Genomic DNA, 15,857 nt, shown 5'->3' on the forward strand with positions numbered 1-15,857 from the left:
GCTTACCCATTGCTCCCCAATGTTGGGGCGCAGTAACTTAGGCATGTAGCACCTCTTCCCCGGTGCACTGAAAGGCATGATCATGAGTAATTTCACTGGTCCCGGACCCGATGATCCGTACCAGGGCCAACGGCCACCGCAACCGCCCTACCAGCCTGCCGCCCCCGGACCGTCGGCACCCCTGACGCAGGCGGATGACCGCCAGTGGGCGTCCCTCGCTCATCTGGGCGGGATCCTCATGTTCGTGCCGTCCCTGGTGCTGTGGCTGCTGTTCAAGGACCGCGGACCTCTGACCAGCGTCGAGGCGAAGGAAGCGATCAACTTTCAGATCACGCTTCTGATCGGCTATTTCGCGATCAACTTTTTTGCGACGGTCATCGGCTTCCTCACGTTCGGCATCGGCGGCGTCATCGGCGGTCTCGCCTGGGTGCTGTACATCCTCGGTGTTGTCTTCTCGGTGCTCGGCTACCTCCAGGCGAAGGACGGCAACCACTACCGGTACCCGTTCGCTGTGCGCCTGATCAAGTAGCCCCGCGCACTCGGTTTTTCTTCAGAAGGAGCACCAATGACCAATTCCACCCCACCGCCGCCCGCCAACCCGTACCAGGAACCCACCCCGATGAACCCGGCCGACGAAAAACTGTGGGCCACCCTCGTGCACGTCGGCGGCATTCTGTTCTATTTCGTGCCGGCTCTGATCGGCTACATCGTGCTCAAGGACCGCGGCCCGTTCATCCGGGCGCACACTGCGACCGCACTGAACTTCCAGCTCACGCTCCTGATCGCCTACGCGGTCGGCGGCGCCCTGACGATCATCCTCGTCGGCTACCTCGTACTCCTGGCTGCCTTCGTTCTGATGGTCGTGTTCGGCATCATGGCCGCTTTAGCCGCGAACCGGGGAGAGTACTACACGTATCCGCTGTCGATCAAGTTCGTGAACTGAATTCAGTCGGCGAGCAGGCGGCGTACGACGGCATCCGCCAGGAGGCGTCCTCTGAGGGTCAGTTCGATCGAACCGCAGAGGGCGGCTCTCGCGTCGATGAGTTCGTCGGCGATGAGTCCGGCCACCTCGTGGCGCCCGAGCGGGCTGAGCGAGTCGATGAGGACGCCCTCGCGGATTCGGGTCAGCAGGAGCACCCGCTCCACCTCTTGAGTGGCCGCATCGAGGGTCTCCCGCCCGGCGGCCGGTGAGTCGCCGGCGCGAATCCGATCCCCGTAGGCCGACGGATGCTTGACGTTCCACCAGCGCACCCCACCGATGTGGCTGTGGGCTCCGGGCCCCACACCCCACCAGTCCTGGCTGCGCCAGTAGGCGAGGTTGTGGCGCGAGCGGTGCGCGTCATCCGTCGCCCAGTTGCTGACCTCGTACCAGCCGTAGCCTGCCGAGGACAGTAGGTCGTCGGCCAGCTCGTAGAACTCGGCCTGAACGTCGTCGTCGACAGGGGCCAGTTCGCCGCGCTTGATCTGGCGGGCCAGCTTGGTGCCCTCCTCAACGATAAGCGAGTAGGCGCTGACGTGGGCGGGAGCCTGCCGGATGGCGTGCTCGAGGCTGGTGCGCCAATCGCTGAGGGTCTCCCCCGGTGTGCCGTAGATCAGGTCGAGGGACACGTCGAGGCCGGCCTCGCGCGCCCACTGGACCACGAGCGGCACCCGCTCGGGGTCGTGGGTGCGCTCGAGGGTGGCCAGGACGCTCGGCACCGCGGACTGCATGCCGAAGGACACCCGGGTGAAGCCGGACCCGGCGAGGCGGCCGAGATAGGCGGCGTCGACGGAGTCGGGGTTCGCCTCGGTGGTCACCTCGGCGCCGGGTGCGATCCCCCAGGTGGAGCGCACGGCCTCCAGCATCCGCACCAGGTCGTCGGCCGGGAGCAGGGTGGGGGTGCCGCCGCCGAAGAAGACGGTCGCCGCCTGGCGGGCCGGCACGCCCGACTGAGTCAGGATCCGGCCGGCTGACTGGACCTCGGTGATCGCCTGACCGGCATAGTCATGCTGGCTTGCGCCGCGCAACTCGGTGGCGGTATAGGTGTTGAAGTCGCAGTAGCCGCAGCGGACCCGGCAGAACGGCACGTGCAGGTAGACGCCGAAATCGCGCTGGGCTGCTCCCACGGCGGCCGAGGCCGGCAGCAGGCCGTCGCGGGGCGCGGGGTCGCCGACGGGAAGGGCGCTGCCCATGCGGTTAGACCGCGCCGATCGGATGCAGCGCGCGTAGGTACCGTGCGGTGATTTTGGCCTGTTGCCGCCGCACGAACGGCCAGCCCAGCCGGTAGAACCAGGTGCTGGGGCGGGAGAAGGCGCGGATGGTGAGCCAGACCGAGTCGTCCTCGCGTCTGTCGATGATGAACGATTCCTCGCCGCTGGCCGGGTGCCCGGCCATGGTGCCGTAGGCGAAGCCGAGGCGGTCGGGTTCGTCGATCACGTAGACCACGCGCACGGGGGCGTCGATGGTGAAGGGGCCTAACTTGGTCGTGAGGTGCGCGGACATGCCGTTGACGATGTAGGGCGTGCCGTCCGCGGCGAAGACGGCCTCGTCCGGCTCTGACTTCTGGTCGCGGGCGGCCTGGCCGTCGGCGTCGAAGACGAGTCCCGTGTACTGCTGGCCGGTGCCGTCCAGCAGGTCGGTAACGGTCATCCCGCTCCCCCGCTGCACGCCCCAGGTCATCAGCGACTTCGAGGCCAGCTGGAAGCGCTCCTCACCGCTGCCGAGGCGCACGGTGCGTTCGAGGGGCCGGTAGCCCTTGGGTGGGAACCGGAGCAGGTCCGGGGCGAGGGTGCCGCCGATGGACGCGTAGGTGACGGCGGTATCGGTGAAGGTGGCGCGGCGCATCCGTCTACTTCTTCTTCGGGGGCTCGTCACCGGACAGGGCGGCGATGAACGCCTCCTGGGGAACCTCGACCCGGCCGACCATCTTCATGCGCTTCTTTCCCTCCTTCTGCTTCTCCAGCAGCTTGCGCTTGCGGGAGATGTCGCCGCCGTAGCACTTGGCGAGAACATCCTTGCGGATGGCACTGATGGACTCGCGGGCGATGATGCGGGCGCCGATCGCGGCCTGGATGGGCACGTCGAACTGCTGGCGCGGGATGAGCTTGCGCAGCCTTCCCGTCATCAGCACGCCGTAGTCGTAGGCCTTGTCGCGGTGCACAATCGCGCTGAACGCGTCGACCTGTTCGCCCTGCAGCAGGATGTCGACCTTGACCAGGTCGGCCTCCTGAGAGCCGATGGGTTCATAGTCGAGCGAGCCGTAGCCGGCGGTGCGGCTCTTGAGATTGTCGAAGAAGTCGAACACGATCTCACCGAGCGGCATCGTGTAGCGGATCTCGACCCGGTCTTCGCCAAGGTAGTCCATGCCGAGCAGGGTGCCGCGGCGGCTCTGGCAGAGTTCCATGATCACGCCGACGTAGTCCTTGGGTGCGAGGATGGCCGCCTTCACGATCGGCTCCTCGACCTTGGCGATCTTCCCGTTCGGGAACTCGCTCGGGTTGGTGACCGTGACGGACTTCTTGTCGTCGGTGGTGACCTCGTAGATCACGCTGGGCGCCGTGGTGATCAGGTCGAGGCCGAACTCCCGGTCGAGCCGCTCGGTGATGATTTCCAGGTGCAGCAACCCGAGGAAACCACAGCGGAAACCGAAACCGAGGGCGACGGATGTCTCGGGCTCGTACACGAGGGACGCGTCGGAGAGCTTGAGCTTGTCGAGGGCCTCGCGGAGGGCCGGGTAGTCGCTGCCGTCGATCGGGTAGAGGCCCGAGAAGACCATGGGCTTCGGCTCGGTGTAGCCCGGCAGGGCGACGGTGGCGGGGCGGAGCGCGGTGGTCACCGTATCGCCGACCTTCGACTGGCGCACATCCTTCACGCCCGTGATCAGGTAGCCGACCTCGCCGACGCCGAGGCCCTTGCTGGTGGTGGGCTCGGGCGAGGTGACGCCGATCTCGAGGATCTCGTGCGTGGCACGGGTCGACATCATCTGGATCTTCTCGCGCGGGCCCAGCTTGCCGTCGATCATGCGCACATAGGTGACGACGCCGCGGTAGCTGTCGTAGACCGAGTCGAAGATCATCGCGCGGGCCGGGGCGGCCGGGTCGCCGACCGGGGCCGGGATGAGGCGGGTGGCGCGGTCGAGGAGTTCGGCGACGCCGACGCCGGTCTTGCCGGAGACCCGGAGCACGTCGTCGGGACTGCCACCGATCAGGCTGGCGAGCTCCTTCGCGTACTTGTCGGGGTCGGCGGCCGGCAGGTCGATCTTGTTCAGCACCGGGATGATGGTGAGGTCGTTCTCCAGCGCAAGGTAAAGGTTGGCGAGGGTCTGCGCCTCGATCCCTTGGGCGGCGTCGACGAGGAGGATTGCTCCCTCGCACGCGGCCAGGCTGCGAGACACCTCGTAGGTGAAGTCCACGTGGCCGGGGGTGTCGATCATGTTCAGGGCGTAGGTCTGCCCGTCGAGTTCCCACGGCATCCGCACGGCCTGGCTTTTGATGGTGATGCCGCGCTCGCGCTCGATGTCCATCCGGTCAAGGTATTGGGCGCGCATCGAACGGTCGTCGACGACGCCGGTGATCTGCAGCATCCGGTCGGCCAGCGTGGACTTGCCGTGGTCGATGTGAGCGATGATGCAGAAGTTGCGGATGAACTCGGGCGGGGTGGCGGCCGGTTCAAGCGCCGTGAGGGGTCTCGGTGACATGGTCTGGCAATTCTCCCATAGGTGGCTGGGTCCCGGTTTCGCCGCTGCCCCGCATCGTTCCAGGCTTGCGCTCGGGCACGGGCCGCGCCCGGCGGCTCGCAGCGAACCACTGTTGTGGTCCACTGCCGTGAACCACTGCCGTGAACCACCTCGACGCAGATTCTCCCGAAAGCGAGCTTTTTCGACCAGTTTGGGAGCGTGTCGGCCAGAATCTCCGTCGAATTCGTTCGGGCTCGGGGCAGGGGCGGGGCGCGCAGTGAATGCCCGAACCGCGGAGGCGCTGCTGCAGAGGCGGCGGTGTGCCGTGGCTCTTCGGCGGGTAGTGTGGCCAACTCAGGAGATCCGACCGGGCAGGGCCCGACATCCGCACCGGTTCCGCACTGGTCCGCGGTGGCCCGGCCACCCGTGCGATGGATGTCCTGAGTTGGCCACAGACGCAGCGCCCGGCCGAGCGCTCAGCCACGGAAGAGCCAAAAAAAAAGTTACCGCGAACCGGGTGCTGTCACTGTTGATCTGGTGCGGCCAGCCCCTGGTGTCTATCATCGACATCGGCAGCGCCGTCACCCTCCAGTGCGGCTGCTCACGAGGAGGAATGAATGACACCCGCCGTCCCGGTCCTTTTCGTGCATGGGATCCGCACGTCGGGCACCATGTGGCGACGACAGTTGTCCATGCTGGGCGAGGCTGGGCATCCGGCACTCGCGATCGATCTGCCGGGGCACGGCTCCCGCATGGACCAAACGTTCACCGTTGCGGGTGCACTCGCCGCCATCGACGAGGGCGTCGCTGCTCTGGGGGGCCGGGTGCTGCTGGTCGGCCTCTCCCTCGGCGGCTACTACGCCATCGAGTACGCCGCGCGCCACCCGCAGAAGGTGGCCGGGCTGGTCGCCGCGGGAAGCTGCGCGCTTCCGGCCGGCTGGCTACTGGACGCCTACCGGGGCCTGGCCCGGCTGATCCGCCGACTGCCCGATCAGGGACTGTGGCTCCACACCACACTCGTGCGGGTGCTCCTTCCATCGGGAGGGGCCGCCGACACGCTCGCCGGCGGTGTGCCGCTGACGGTTATGGATGCCGGGCTCGGCGCCACCGGCAGCCTCCGCCCGCTGGACAGCCTGGCTCGCTATCCCGGCCCGGTGTGGCTGGTCAACGGTTCTCTGGATCAGTTCCGGCTGCATGAGCGCCGCTTCCTCGCCGCCTGCCGGGACGGGCGCCTCGTGATCGTCCCCCGGGCGTCGCACCTCGTCAGCCTGGCCCAACCGGAACGCTTCGCCGCGGTGCTGAGCGGCATTCTCACGGAGGTTGCGATCGACCGGCCCGGGCCGATTGTCGACCTGAACGGATAACTGGTATCGTTGGCCGTTGACTTGCGTGTTGGGTCCCACCCCACACGATTTTTGCCGCACGGCGCCCTCTACCGCCAAGCGGCCCATCCGAACAAGCATCTAACGAAAGCGTATAAACGTGGCAAACATCAAGTCGCAGATCAAGCGTATCGGCACCAACAAAAAGGCCCAGGAGCGCAACAAGTCGGTCAAGAGCGAGTTCAAGCGCGCTGTCCGCGCGACTCGCCTGGCGATCGCCTCGGGCGACAAGGACAAGGCTGTCGCCAGCCTCGCCGTTGCTTCGAAGAAGCTCGACAAGGCCGTCAGCAAGGGCGTCATCCACCAGAACCAGGCCGCGAACAAAAAGTCCGCGATCGCCAAGTCGGTCAACGCCCTCGTCTAGTCTGCGCCTGACCGGGATCAGGACCGTTCACCGGCCCTGACCTGCGTACACAACAGCCCCTGCCATCTCGGTGGGGGCTTTCGTGTGTCCGGGCAAGGGGTCGGACCCTCGGGGACCGGTCATCTGGAATTCATCGCGGCCTGGCCCGGTCAGGCGCCCCAGCATCGCCCTGACGGCGGTCCTGGCAGCCGTCGTCGATCCGCCGCTCGCCGCGCTGATCGTGTCGTGCGCGCCGAGCCCGCCCCGGCCCACACACCTCACTTCGGGCATCAGCTGGCGCGCACCACGGTGACCGACCCCTCCCTGGAGCGCAGTTCACCGTCGAGGGTGAGTACGCGCGCGAAAGCCGGGTCTGGTCAGCTCTCACCGCGGCGGGCGATCACACCGATGAGCCGCTCGAGGGCAAAGACGGGGTCGCGCTCGGCACCCTTCACCGCGGCATCCGTTTCGGCCAGCGCCACGACGCAGCGGGCGAGACCCTCGTCCGACCAGCTGCGCAGGTCACGTTGGGCCCGCTCGACCTGCCAGGGGGCGAGGCCGAACTGGGAGGCAAGCTGGGCCGAGCCGCCGCGCACCCCGCAGAGCTTCGCCATGGTGCGGATCTTCATGGCGAACGCGGCCACCACCGGGACCGGGTCGGCGCCGGAGGACAGGGCGTGGCGCAGGATGACGAGCGCCTCCCCCTGATGCCCGGCGATAGCGGCATCGGCTACCTTGAACGCGTTGGCCTCGACCCTGCCGCCGTAGTAGCGGTCCACGGTCGTCTCGGTCACTTCGGTGCCGACATCGGCGATGAGCTGCTGGCAGGCCGCGGAGAGTTCGGCGAGATCGCCGGAGAACGCGGCGACCAGGGACCGCAACGCGCTGGGAGTGACCCGCTTGCCGGCCGTCTTGAATTCCGCGGAGGCGAAGTCGTGCCGGTCGGAGTCTTTCTTCAGCTCGGTGCAGACGACCTCGACGGCGCCGCCGACGCCCGAACGGATGGTGTCGAGCAGCTTCTTGCCGCGCACGCCGCCGCCGTGCCGGAGCACGACGTAGGTGTCCTCGGCCGGGTTCTGCAGGTAGTCCAGGGCCTCCGCGAGGAACGTGTCGCTGCACTTCTCGACGGAGCTGACGCGGATCAGCCGCGGTTCGCCGAAGAGGGACGGGCTGGCCATGGTGAGCAGTTCGCCGGGCGCATAGCTGTCGGCCTGCACGTCGCTGATCTCCAGGCTGGGGTCTTCGAGTTTGAGGAAGTCCCGCAGCTGGCGGATCGCGCGTTCGGCCAGGAACACCTCGGTTCCGGAGACCAGGATGATCGGCGCCGGCCGCACCTGGTGCCAGGCCAGCTGCGGGATGGCGACCGATTTCGGCACAGCGCGGGGCGCGGTCCGGCCGGATGAAGCGGTTCGTGCGGCCACTCGGGGTTCCTTCGGTTGAGGCTGTGCGGAATCCATTAAGACTATCCGGGGTCGGTGTCCGCCACGGTCTCGCTCTGCACGGTCTCGCTCCAGACCGTCAGCGCACCACCCCCTGGCCCCGGGGCGATCACCAGCAGTCCCTGCTGGTCGGTGCGGAGGGCCAGCGTGCCCGCGGCCGCAAGAATGTCCAGGACCGTGTCGGTGGGATGGCCGTAGCCGTTCTCCCTGCCTACCGAGATCAGCCCCACCGTGGCCCGGAGATCGGCATAGAGCTCCGGGCTTTGGTCTCCCGACCCGTGGTGGGCGACCTTGACGACATCCACCTCCCCGGGGCTGGAGCTGCGCCGGAGCGCGTCCTGGGATTCCTCGCCGAGATCTCCGAGAAACAAGGAACGGATGCCGCGACCGTCGAATCCGATCGTCACGCTCCCCTCGTTTCCGGTCTGCATCACCGCCGAGCCCCGCACCGGCCAGAGGATCTCCCAGCGCAGCTCCCCGAGGGTGCCCGTGTCGCCGCGGGCAGCGCCCCGCAACTCGGCTCCGCCCGCGGCGAGGGCATCGTGCAGTCGCTCATCGTCTGCGTTCTCCGGGATGCCGACCAGCGCCGTGTCGACGCGGCCGATCACGGCGGCGACCCCGCCGATGTGGTCCAGGTCGTAGTGGGTCAGCACGAGGATGTCGATTCGGTCGATCCCCAGCGTGTCGAGGCAGTCGGCGAGCAGGGCCGGGTCGGGCCCCGCGTCGACGAGCGCGTACCGGTCGCGGTCGCGCACGACGACCGCATCACCCTGCCCGATGTCGCAGGCCGCGATCTGCCAGTCCGCGGGGAAGGCCACGGCCCGGCCGACGCCCGCCCCGATCAGGCTGCCCGCGTAGCTTCCGGCGGCCAGAACCAGCACCGCGATCGCCGCGATCGGCCAGCGCGCCCGAACCTGTCCCCGGCCCCGCATCACCAGCGCCACCGCGGCCACCGTCAGTAGAACGGTCACGAGAACACCGACCGGGCCGCCCAGCCAGGGTAGGCGGCTGCCGGGCAGCTCTGCGGACGTTCGGGCGATCGCCGCGATCCAGGCGGCCGGCAGCCAGGCCAAGTAGAGCACTCCCCCGGCAACACCGGGCAGCCAGGGCAAGAGCAGGCACGCGATCAGACCGATGACGGTGGCGGCCGGGGCTGCCGGACCGGCCAGCAGATTCGCGGGCACCCCGTAGAGCGGGAGGGTGGGAGTGAGCAGCACGAGCACCGGCTGACAGGCCAGCTGCGCGGCCAGCGGGATGGCGATCACGGCGGCGAGCCAGGTGGGCAGCCACCGATGCAGCATCCGGGTCAGCGGCCCGGCCAGGACGAGTAGGCCGGCCGTGGCCAGAACCGACAGGGCGAACCCGTAACTGCGGGCCAGCCATGGGTCGGCCGCCAGCAGTAGGATCACGACAAGTGCGAGCAACGGCACTCCTCGGCCCGGCCGACCGGAGGCAATCCCGAGCAGCAGGATCGTCGCCATCAAAGCAGCACGCAGCACACTGGGTTCGGGCGTCACGAGCACCACGAACCCGAGCAGGGTGAGAAGCGAGATCGCGATCCGGATGCCGCGGCGCAGTCCCAGAAACCCGGTCAGCAGCATGACTCCCGCGATCACCACGGCGCAGTTCGCTCCGGACACGGCGGTGAGGTGGCTGAGCGAACTCGTCTTCATGGCCGCGTCGAGGTCTGCCTCGACCGAGCTCGTGTCACCGATGGCCAGGCCGGGCAGCAGGTCACCTCCGTCGCCGGGAAGATCGCCCGCGGCGGTCGTGAACAGGGTGCGCAGTTCCCCGGCCCAGCCGAGCCACCAGGGCGGTGTCACGAGGAGCTCGGGCGGACCCCGCCCGAACACCAGGGCGGATGCCGCGTCTCCGGCCGCCGTGAGCCGGAGGGTGGCGTCCAGCCGCACGACACTGCCGATCTGAAGCGCGGTCGCCTGTTCGCTCGCCGTCTCTGCGAACACGACCACCGGAACCGACAGTCCTCGCGCAGCACCCTTCCGGGCGACCTCGCCCTGCTCGATCCCGGTCAGGGTGCCGCGGAAGCGCACCCGGGCGGACGCTCCGGAGTCAGAGCCAGCCGGGCCGAAGAGTGCGGGAGCACCGAACGACTGGGTCTGCACCGGGATCGACGCCACCGTGAGGAGCACGGTCACTGACTCCTGCCGGGCGGCGCTCTCCCGCACGGTTTCCGGCAGCCGCCCGGGCGCAGCGACCGTGACCGCGGATGCCATCAGCGCGGCCGCAGCGCAACAGACCAGGCCGACACCCCAGGCCGGCGCTCCCCGGGCGCGGAACAGCCGACGCGCCACAACCAGGCCTACGCCCAGGGCGGCGGCCCACAACGCGGCCTGCGCGCCGGGTGCCCACCCGGGGAAGGCGATGAGCAGCCAGGCCGCCAGCCACGCGGTCGCCGCCGGGATAACCAGGCGCAGGTCGAGCCCGGTCATGTCGTGATCCGGGCGGCGAGCCACGGTGTCGCGTGTGAAATCCATACCGGGAGGCTAGGCGCGCCCGCGGCTCCCCCCGGTGGCCACCGGAATCTGTGCCCGGTTGACGCGGGACTGGGGGTGGGGAGGCGTGCCCGCTGACCTCGCCACCGGTCCGCGGCGACGGAGCTGCTCGTCAAAAACGACACGCGTCAGCCCGCGAGCAGGCCGCCGACAGCGCCCATTGCTGCCAGTCGGTCGGTTCCTAGCCGTCATGGGTCGGAGAAGACCGTGCACGCTATCGAGTGCAGGCCAGGTGCGGTCGCCGGCTCGATCGGAGCACCCTCCGTCACGCACCGGATACGCTCGCCGCACCGATGCGTCAGGACTTCAGGCACCCTCCGTTCACGGCCACTCTCACACGGTGATCAGGGCGCTGAGCCCCTCGAACGTCTTCTCACCGATACCGGTGACATTGCGCAGGTCCTCGACGGCCGCGAACGGCCCGTTGGCGTCGCGGAAATCCAGAATGCGCTGGGCCATGGCCGGGCCGATGCGCGGCAGGGTGTCGAGGTCGGCCAGGGTGGCCGTATTGAGGTTGACCAGGACCGCCGGGCCGCCGCCGCCTGGGTCGGATGCGCCGCCGAGGGATGCACCGCTGCCCGGCGGTGGTCCAGCGGGGACTTCGCCGAGCTGGGGCAGGTAGAGCTGCTCGCCGTCGCTGAGCTTGCGAGCGAGGTTGGTGCCGGCCGGATCGGCGGTCTCGGTCAGCCCGCCGGCGGCGGCCACGGCATCCATCACCCGGGCGCCGGTGGAGAGTTCGAAGAGACCGGGACGCCGCACGGCGCCGAGCACATGAACGAAGATGAGGGCACCGGATGCCGAGGCTACCCCCGAGGAACTCGGGGCCGGGCCGCTGTCGGCACCACCGGAACCCGAACCCGCGGTCGGGTGCGCCGGGGACACCACCTGGTGCCCGGCCTGCTGACCGAGCGCGGACACGACCACCGCGGTGGCCAACGCCAATATCAGCAGCACGACGGCTGCACCCACCCCGATGCGCACGCGCGCCGGGGCGCGCCCCTGCGCGCTCGGGGCCAGGCGGTGAAGTGCCGCGACTACCGGGTCAGGCTCCATCCCGGCAGGCTAGGCCAACGGGTGCCGGTCCCCCAGCGGACGGCCACACCCTGTGGGCGGCGCCGCGAGGTGCCGCCCTGGGGAGGCGAGGCAGGGGGTGCTACTGACCGCGGGTGACGATGCTGACGAGTTTCGGCGCGCGCACGATCACGTTCATGATCTCGCGGTCACCGATCCGGCGGATGACCTCGGCCGAGGTACGTGCGAGACGTTCCAGCTCGTCGCCGGAGATCTTCGGGGACACCTCGATGCGGTCGCGCACCTTGCCGTCGACCTGCACGACGGCCGTGACCGACTCCTCTACGAGTAGGGTTCGGTCGGCCTTGCGCCACTGCACGAGGGCGACACACGGCTCATGGCCGAGGAGCTGCCACATGTCCTCGGCCGCGTACGGAGCAAACAGGTTGAGCACCATGGCGGTGACCTCCGCGGCCTCGCGCACCGCGGCATCCGCGGGGCCGACGCCGGTGTCGATCGCCTTGCGGGTGGCGTTGACGAGTTCCATCAGTCGGGCGACGACCACGTTGAACTTGAACGATTCGACCAGGCCGGGCGCATCGGCCAGGAAACGGTGGGTGACCCGGCGGAGACCGGCGTCGCCGGACCTCCAATCGATGTCGGGCGTACTCGTGACGTCGCGGGCGACGCGCCAAGCGCGGGCCAGAAACTTGGCGGAGCCGACCGGCGAGACATCCGCCCAGTCGATGTCGTCTTCCGGCGGTCCGGCGAAGGCCATGGTGAGCCGTACCGCGTCGACGCCGAACTGGTCGACCTCCTCGGTGAAGTAGACCAGGTTGCCCTTGCTCTTGGACATCTTGGCCCCGTCAAGGATGACCATGCCCTGGTTCAGCAGAGCCGTGAACGGCTCGGTGAAGCTGACATAGCCGAGGTCGAAAAGCACCTTGGTCATGAAGCGCGCGTAGAGCAGGTGCAGGATGGCATGCTCGACGCCACCGACGTACTGGTCGACGGGCGCCCACTTCTCGGCTTCCTTCGGGTCGAACGCCTTCGTGTCGTCGGTGGGGTTCAGGAAGCGCAGGAAGTACCAGGAGCTGTCGACGAAGGTGTCCATGGTGTCCGCGTCGCGGCGTGCGGGGGTGCCGTCGATCGGGTTGGGCACGTTGACCCAGTCGGTCGCGCCGCCCAGCGGCGACGTGCCCTTGGGCTTGAGGTCGAGGCCGTCGGTGGGCGGCAGCAACACGGGAAGCTGGTCTTCCGGCACGGGGATCTCGGCGCCGTCCTGGCCGTGGATGATCGGGATGGGCGTGCCCCAGTAGCGCTGACGGGAGATGAGCCAGTCACGCAGACGGTAGTTCTTGGCGGCGCGGCCGGTACCGTCGGCGGCGAGCTGCTCGATCATGCGCTTGATCGCGGTGTTCTTGCTGAGACCGTTGAGCGCGCCCGAGTTGATCAGGCGGCCTTCCCCGGTCAGTGCGATGCCGGTGCGAGTCGGGTCGAGGGAGGTGAGCTCCGGGGTGCCGTCGATCATGTCCTGCGTGATCACGGGGATCATGCCGGTGACCGCGGCGGTTGTGTCCACGACCACGATCACGGGCAGGTCGAAACGGCGGGCGAAGTCGAGGTCGCGCTGGTCGTGGGCCGGCACCGCCATCACGGCACCGTGGCCGTAGTCGGCGAGCACGTAGTCCGCGGCCCAGATCGGCAGGCGTTCGCCGTTGGCCGGATTGACCGCGTAGCGCTCGAGAAACACGCCGGTCTTCTCCCGGTCGGTGGCCTGACGCTCGATCTCGGTGCTGTTCTGAACCTGGACCAGGTATTCCTGAAACCGTTCCTTGACGGTGCGCGAGGCATCCGCGACCAGCTCGGCGGCGAGGTCCGCGTCGGGGGCGACGACCATGAAGGTCGCGCCGTAGAGGGTGTCCGGGCGGGTCGTGAAGACGCTGATGGGCTCTTTGCGGCCTTCGATCACGAAGTCGACGTCGGCGCCGATGGAGCGGCCGATCCAGTTGCGCTGCATGTTCAGCACCTTCGCCGGCCAGGTGCCCTCGAGCTGGTTCAGGTCGTCGAGCAGGCGGTCCGCATAGTCGGTGATCTTGAAGTACCACTGGGTGAGCTTCTTCTTGACCACCACGGCTCCGCTGCGCTCCGAGGTGCCGTCGGCGAGGACCTGCTCGTTGGCGAGGACGGTCTGGTCTACCGGGTCCCAGTTCACCCAGCTGTCCTTGCGGTAGGCGAGGCCTTTCCTGTACAGCTGCAGGAACAGCCACTGGTTCCACTTGTAGTATTCGGGGTCGCTGGTGTGCAGCTCGCGGGACCAGTCGAAGGATGCCGCGTAGAGCTTCATGCTCTTCTTCTGCTGCGCAATGTTGTCGTAGGTCCAGCCGCGCGGGTCGATGCCGCGCTTGATCGCGGCGTTCTCCGCGGGTAGCCCGAAGGAGTCCCAACCGATGGGGTGTAGCACGTTGAAGCCCTGCTGACGCCAGTACCGGGCGACGATGTCGCCGAGGGCATAGACCTCGGCGTGGCCCATGTGCAGGTCGCCGGAGGGATACGGGAACATGTCGAGCACGTACTTGCGCGGTCGAACGTCGTCGGGATCGTTCGTGCGGAAGGGGTCGAGCTCTTCCCAGATCGGCTGCCACTTCGCCTGGATGGCGGCGAAATCGTAAACTTTTTCTTCGCTGTCCTGGCCGGTGCGGGTGTGGTCGTACTCGTGTGCCACGTGACTCTCTTCGTTGCAGTGGGGATTGCGCCAGCAGGCACCGGGCCGCGCGGAGGCGGCGTCCAAGCTCCTAGGTTACTAAACCTGGCCCTGGCCCGTGGCGGCGCTGGATCGAGGAACGCCGAGGACGGCCAGGAGCGCCGCCGCTTTCAGCCGGGTTTCCTCGATCTCCTCCAGCGGATCGGACAGCGCCGTGATGCCGCCGCCCGTGCCGATGGAGGCCCCGTCCGGGCTGAGCACGATGCTGCGGATGACCATGGCCAGGTCGACCGCGCCGTTTCGCCCCAGATAGCCGAAGGCCCCGGCGTAGAGCCCGCGCGGTCCGCACTCGAGGGCGTCGAGGATGGTCATCGCACTGATCTTGGGTGCCCCGGTCATGGACCCGGCGGGGAAGCAGGACGCCACGGCATCCACCCCGGTCAGTCCCGCGGCCAGGCGCGCCTCGACCGTACTGACCAGCTGGTGCACGTGCGCGTAACTCTCCACGGCGAGCAAGTTCGTGACCTGCACGCTGCCGAGCTCGGCGATCCGGCCGAGGTCGTTGCGCATCAGGTCGACGATCATCAGGTTCTCGGCGCGCTCTTTGCCGCTGCCCTCGAGCTCGTCGCGGAGCTCGCGGTCCCGGCCGGCCATCCGGGAGCGCGCCCGAGTGCCCTTGATCGGCTTCGTGGTGATCAGGCCGCCCGGGGTCACGGTCAGGAACTGTTCCGGGGAGGCGCTGAGCAGGGCGGTGTCCCCGAAACGCAGCAGCCCGCCGTGGTGGCTGGGGCTGCCGGCGCGCAACGCCAGGTAGGCCTCGACCGGATGCGGCCGCACGTCGACCAGGATCTCGTTGGTGAGGCAGAGCTGGTAGGCGTCACCGGCCCGGATGAACGCCTGGCATTTCTCGATCAGCTCGGCGTAGCGGTGCACGTCGTGCCGCCACCGGGCTACGCCGGCATCGGCAACGGGGCCGACAGCGGAGCCGGCAGGCCACGTGACCGGCCGGGTCGCGGATGCCGCGGGTGGCTGCTCCGACGCGGCGAGAGCATCGAGCACGGCATCGGCCCACGCCTGCGGGGCATCCGTCGCGTCGCCGGAAGCGCGGCGAGCGAGCGCCCTGACCGTGCGTGCCGCATGATCGAACACCAGCACGTGGTGCACCTCGAGCAGGGCGGCATCCGGGTAGCGGGAGTCGTGCACGGGCGTTCCGAGGGTCTGGGCACCGAGTTCGTATCCGAGCCAGCCCACCCAGCCCAGCCGAAAGCCGCCGGTATCGTCGGTGCCGGTATCTTCGGTGGCATCGTCGTGGAAGCCGGCCTGCTCCGCGCGCAGGAACTCGAAGATCGTCCCGGGTGAAGGGTGACCCGGCACGAACGGATCGCCGGCGACCGAGACCGTCACGGTCCCCTCCGGCACCGAGGCGGTAACAAACCGGGACCCGGGCGACGCGGACCCAAGATAGCTGAGGCCGGTTTCGGCGCCGTTGCCCGCATCCAACCAGAACGCGTACGGGCTGTTGCGGTAAAGGGTGTCGAAGACGCGGGCCGGATCCCACCACTCGGGCAGGAGGATGCTCTGAGTCGGCCCGGTCACACTTCCAGCCTAGGTGCCGGGATTCTCCCCGAAGTGCAGCGATCTGCCGCCCCGGCCGAACGTATGCCGAACTCAGTGCCGTGTCTCGAACGAATTCGACGGTAATTCTCCGGAAAAACGGCTCTTCCCGTATGGCTGCGCCTGATCCGGGCAAAATCTCGGCTCCCCTGCTCTATCCGTCGACTTCGTTCGGACCCACTCGTCGGGGTGCCGG

Annotated in this window: 12 protein-coding genes; 4 read left to right on the top strand and 8 right to left on the bottom strand. The window is 68.5% G+C overall.

Going from position 1 to position 15,857, the window contains the following annotated elements:
• Positions 1-82 precede the first annotated feature (82 nt).
• Together E3O62_RS10410 and E3O62_RS10415 are read left to right on the top strand one after the other, a co-directional pair.
• Positions 83-529, top strand: a complete 447-nt coding sequence (locus tag E3O62_RS10410; RefSeq protein ID WP_134398448.1) for a DUF4870 domain-containing protein — start codon at positions 83-85, stop codon at positions 527-529.
• Positions 530-565: 36 nt separating this feature from the next.
• Positions 566-943, top strand: coding sequence for a DUF4870 domain-containing protein (locus tag E3O62_RS10415; RefSeq protein WP_241973426.1), 378 nt, complete (start codon positions 566-568; stop codon positions 941-943).
• A 2-nt stretch (positions 944-945) separates the two neighbouring features.
• Here E3O62_RS10415 and hemW read toward each other — a convergent pair whose 3' ends face one another.
• From hemW to lepA, 3 genes are read right to left on the bottom strand one after another with little or no spacing between them, the layout of a single operon-like run.
• On the bottom strand, positions 946-2,172 hold the full coding sequence (gene hemW / locus E3O62_RS10420) for a radical SAM family heme chaperone HemW (protein ID WP_134398449.1): 1,227 nt from the start codon (positions 2,170-2,172) through the stop codon (positions 946-948).
• A 4-nt stretch (positions 2,173-2,176) separates the two neighbouring features.
• A complete protein-coding gene (locus E3O62_RS10425) occupies positions 2,177-2,824 on the bottom strand; it encodes a DUF1990 family protein (RefSeq protein ID WP_134398450.1) in 648 nt (215 codons plus the stop codon).
• 4 nt (positions 2,825-2,828) lie between these two features.
• Entirely contained in the window at positions 2,829-4,676 is a 1,848-nt protein-coding gene (lepA, locus tag E3O62_RS10430) for a translation elongation factor 4 (protein ID WP_104100001.1), read from the bottom strand.
• 596 nt (positions 4,677-5,272) lie between these two features.
• On the opposite strand from lepA, the gene E3O62_RS10435 reads away from it, so the two are divergent.
• Together E3O62_RS10435 and rpsT are read left to right on the top strand one after the other, a co-directional pair.
• The gene (locus E3O62_RS10435; RefSeq protein WP_134398451.1) at positions 5,273-6,019 is read left to right on the top strand and encodes an alpha/beta fold hydrolase; all 747 of its coding nucleotides are present in this window, start codon (positions 5,273-5,275) and stop codon (positions 6,017-6,019) included.
• Positions 6,020-6,137: 118 nt separating this feature from the next.
• Complete coding sequence (gene rpsT / locus E3O62_RS10440) at positions 6,138-6,401, top strand: 30S ribosomal protein S20 (protein WP_104100003.1); 264 nt, start codon at positions 6,138-6,140, stop codon at positions 6,399-6,401.
• 356 nt (positions 6,402-6,757) lie between these two features.
• On the opposite strand, the gene holA is transcribed toward rpsT, so the two are convergent.
• The 5 genes from holA to E3O62_RS10465 all read right to left on the bottom strand — a co-directional run bounded on the left by holA (position 6,758) and on the right by E3O62_RS10465 (position 15,643).
• The gene (holA, locus tag E3O62_RS10445; protein ID WP_241973427.1) at positions 6,758-7,801 is read right to left on the bottom strand and encodes a DNA polymerase III subunit delta; all 1,044 of its coding nucleotides are present in this window, start codon (positions 7,799-7,801) and stop codon (positions 6,758-6,760) included.
• A gap of 41 nt (positions 7,802-7,842) precedes the next feature.
• On the bottom strand, positions 7,843-10,314 hold the full coding sequence (locus E3O62_RS10450; protein ID WP_134398452.1) for a ComEC/Rec2 family competence protein: 2,472 nt from the start codon (positions 10,312-10,314) through the stop codon (positions 7,843-7,845).
• A 351-nt stretch (positions 10,315-10,665) separates the two neighbouring features.
• On the bottom strand, positions 10,666-11,385 hold the full coding sequence (locus E3O62_RS10455; protein ID WP_134398453.1) for a helix-hairpin-helix domain-containing protein: 720 nt from the start codon (positions 11,383-11,385) through the stop codon (positions 10,666-10,668).
• A 100-nt stretch (positions 11,386-11,485) separates the two neighbouring features.
• Entirely contained in the window at positions 11,486-14,068 is a 2,583-nt protein-coding gene (gene leuS / locus E3O62_RS10460) for a leucine--tRNA ligase (protein ID WP_134398454.1), read from the bottom strand.
• A 78-nt stretch (positions 14,069-14,146) separates the two neighbouring features.
• The gene (locus tag E3O62_RS10465) at positions 14,147-15,643 is read right to left on the bottom strand and encodes an anthranilate synthase component I family protein (protein ID WP_134398455.1); all 1,497 of its coding nucleotides are present in this window, start codon (positions 15,641-15,643) and stop codon (positions 14,147-14,149) included.
• Between the last annotated feature and the right edge of the window lie 214 nt (positions 15,644-15,857).

This window comes from Cryobacterium sp. TMT2-15-1 (assembly GCF_004402345.1).
GTDB lineage: Bacteria > Actinomycetota > Actinomycetes > Actinomycetales > Microbacteriaceae > Cryobacterium > Cryobacterium sandaracinum.

What these genes read in the sequence shown, in the direction of transcription:
- E3O62_RS10410 (WP_134398448.1), top strand. Translation starts at nt 83, where the DNA reads ATGAGTAATTTCACTGGTCCCGGACCCGATGATCCGTACCAGGGCCAA.
- E3O62_RS10415 (WP_241973426.1), top strand. Translation starts at nt 566, where the DNA reads ATGACCAATTCCACCCCACCGCCGCCCGCCAACCCGTACCAGGAACCC.
- hemW (WP_134398449.1), bottom strand. Translation starts at nt 2,172, where the DNA reads ATGGGCAGCGCCCTTCCCGTCGGCGACCCCGCGCCCCGCGACGGCCTG.
- E3O62_RS10425 (WP_134398450.1), bottom strand. Translation starts at nt 2,824, where the DNA reads ATGCGCCGCGCCACCTTCACCGATACCGCCGTCACCTACGCGTCCATC.
- lepA (WP_104100001.1), bottom strand. Translation starts at nt 4,676, where the DNA reads ATGTCACCGAGACCCCTCACGGCGCTTGAACCGGCCGCCACCCCGCCC.
- E3O62_RS10435 (WP_134398451.1), top strand. Translation starts at nt 5,273, where the DNA reads ATGACACCCGCCGTCCCGGTCCTTTTCGTGCATGGGATCCGCACGTCG.
- E3O62_RS10450 (WP_134398452.1), bottom strand. Translation starts at nt 10,314, where the DNA reads ATGGATTTCACACGCGACACCGTGGCTCGCCGCCCGGATCACGACATG.
- E3O62_RS10455 (WP_134398453.1), bottom strand. Translation starts at nt 11,385, where the DNA reads ATGGAGCCTGACCCGGTAGTCGCGGCACTTCACCGCCTGGCCCCGAGC.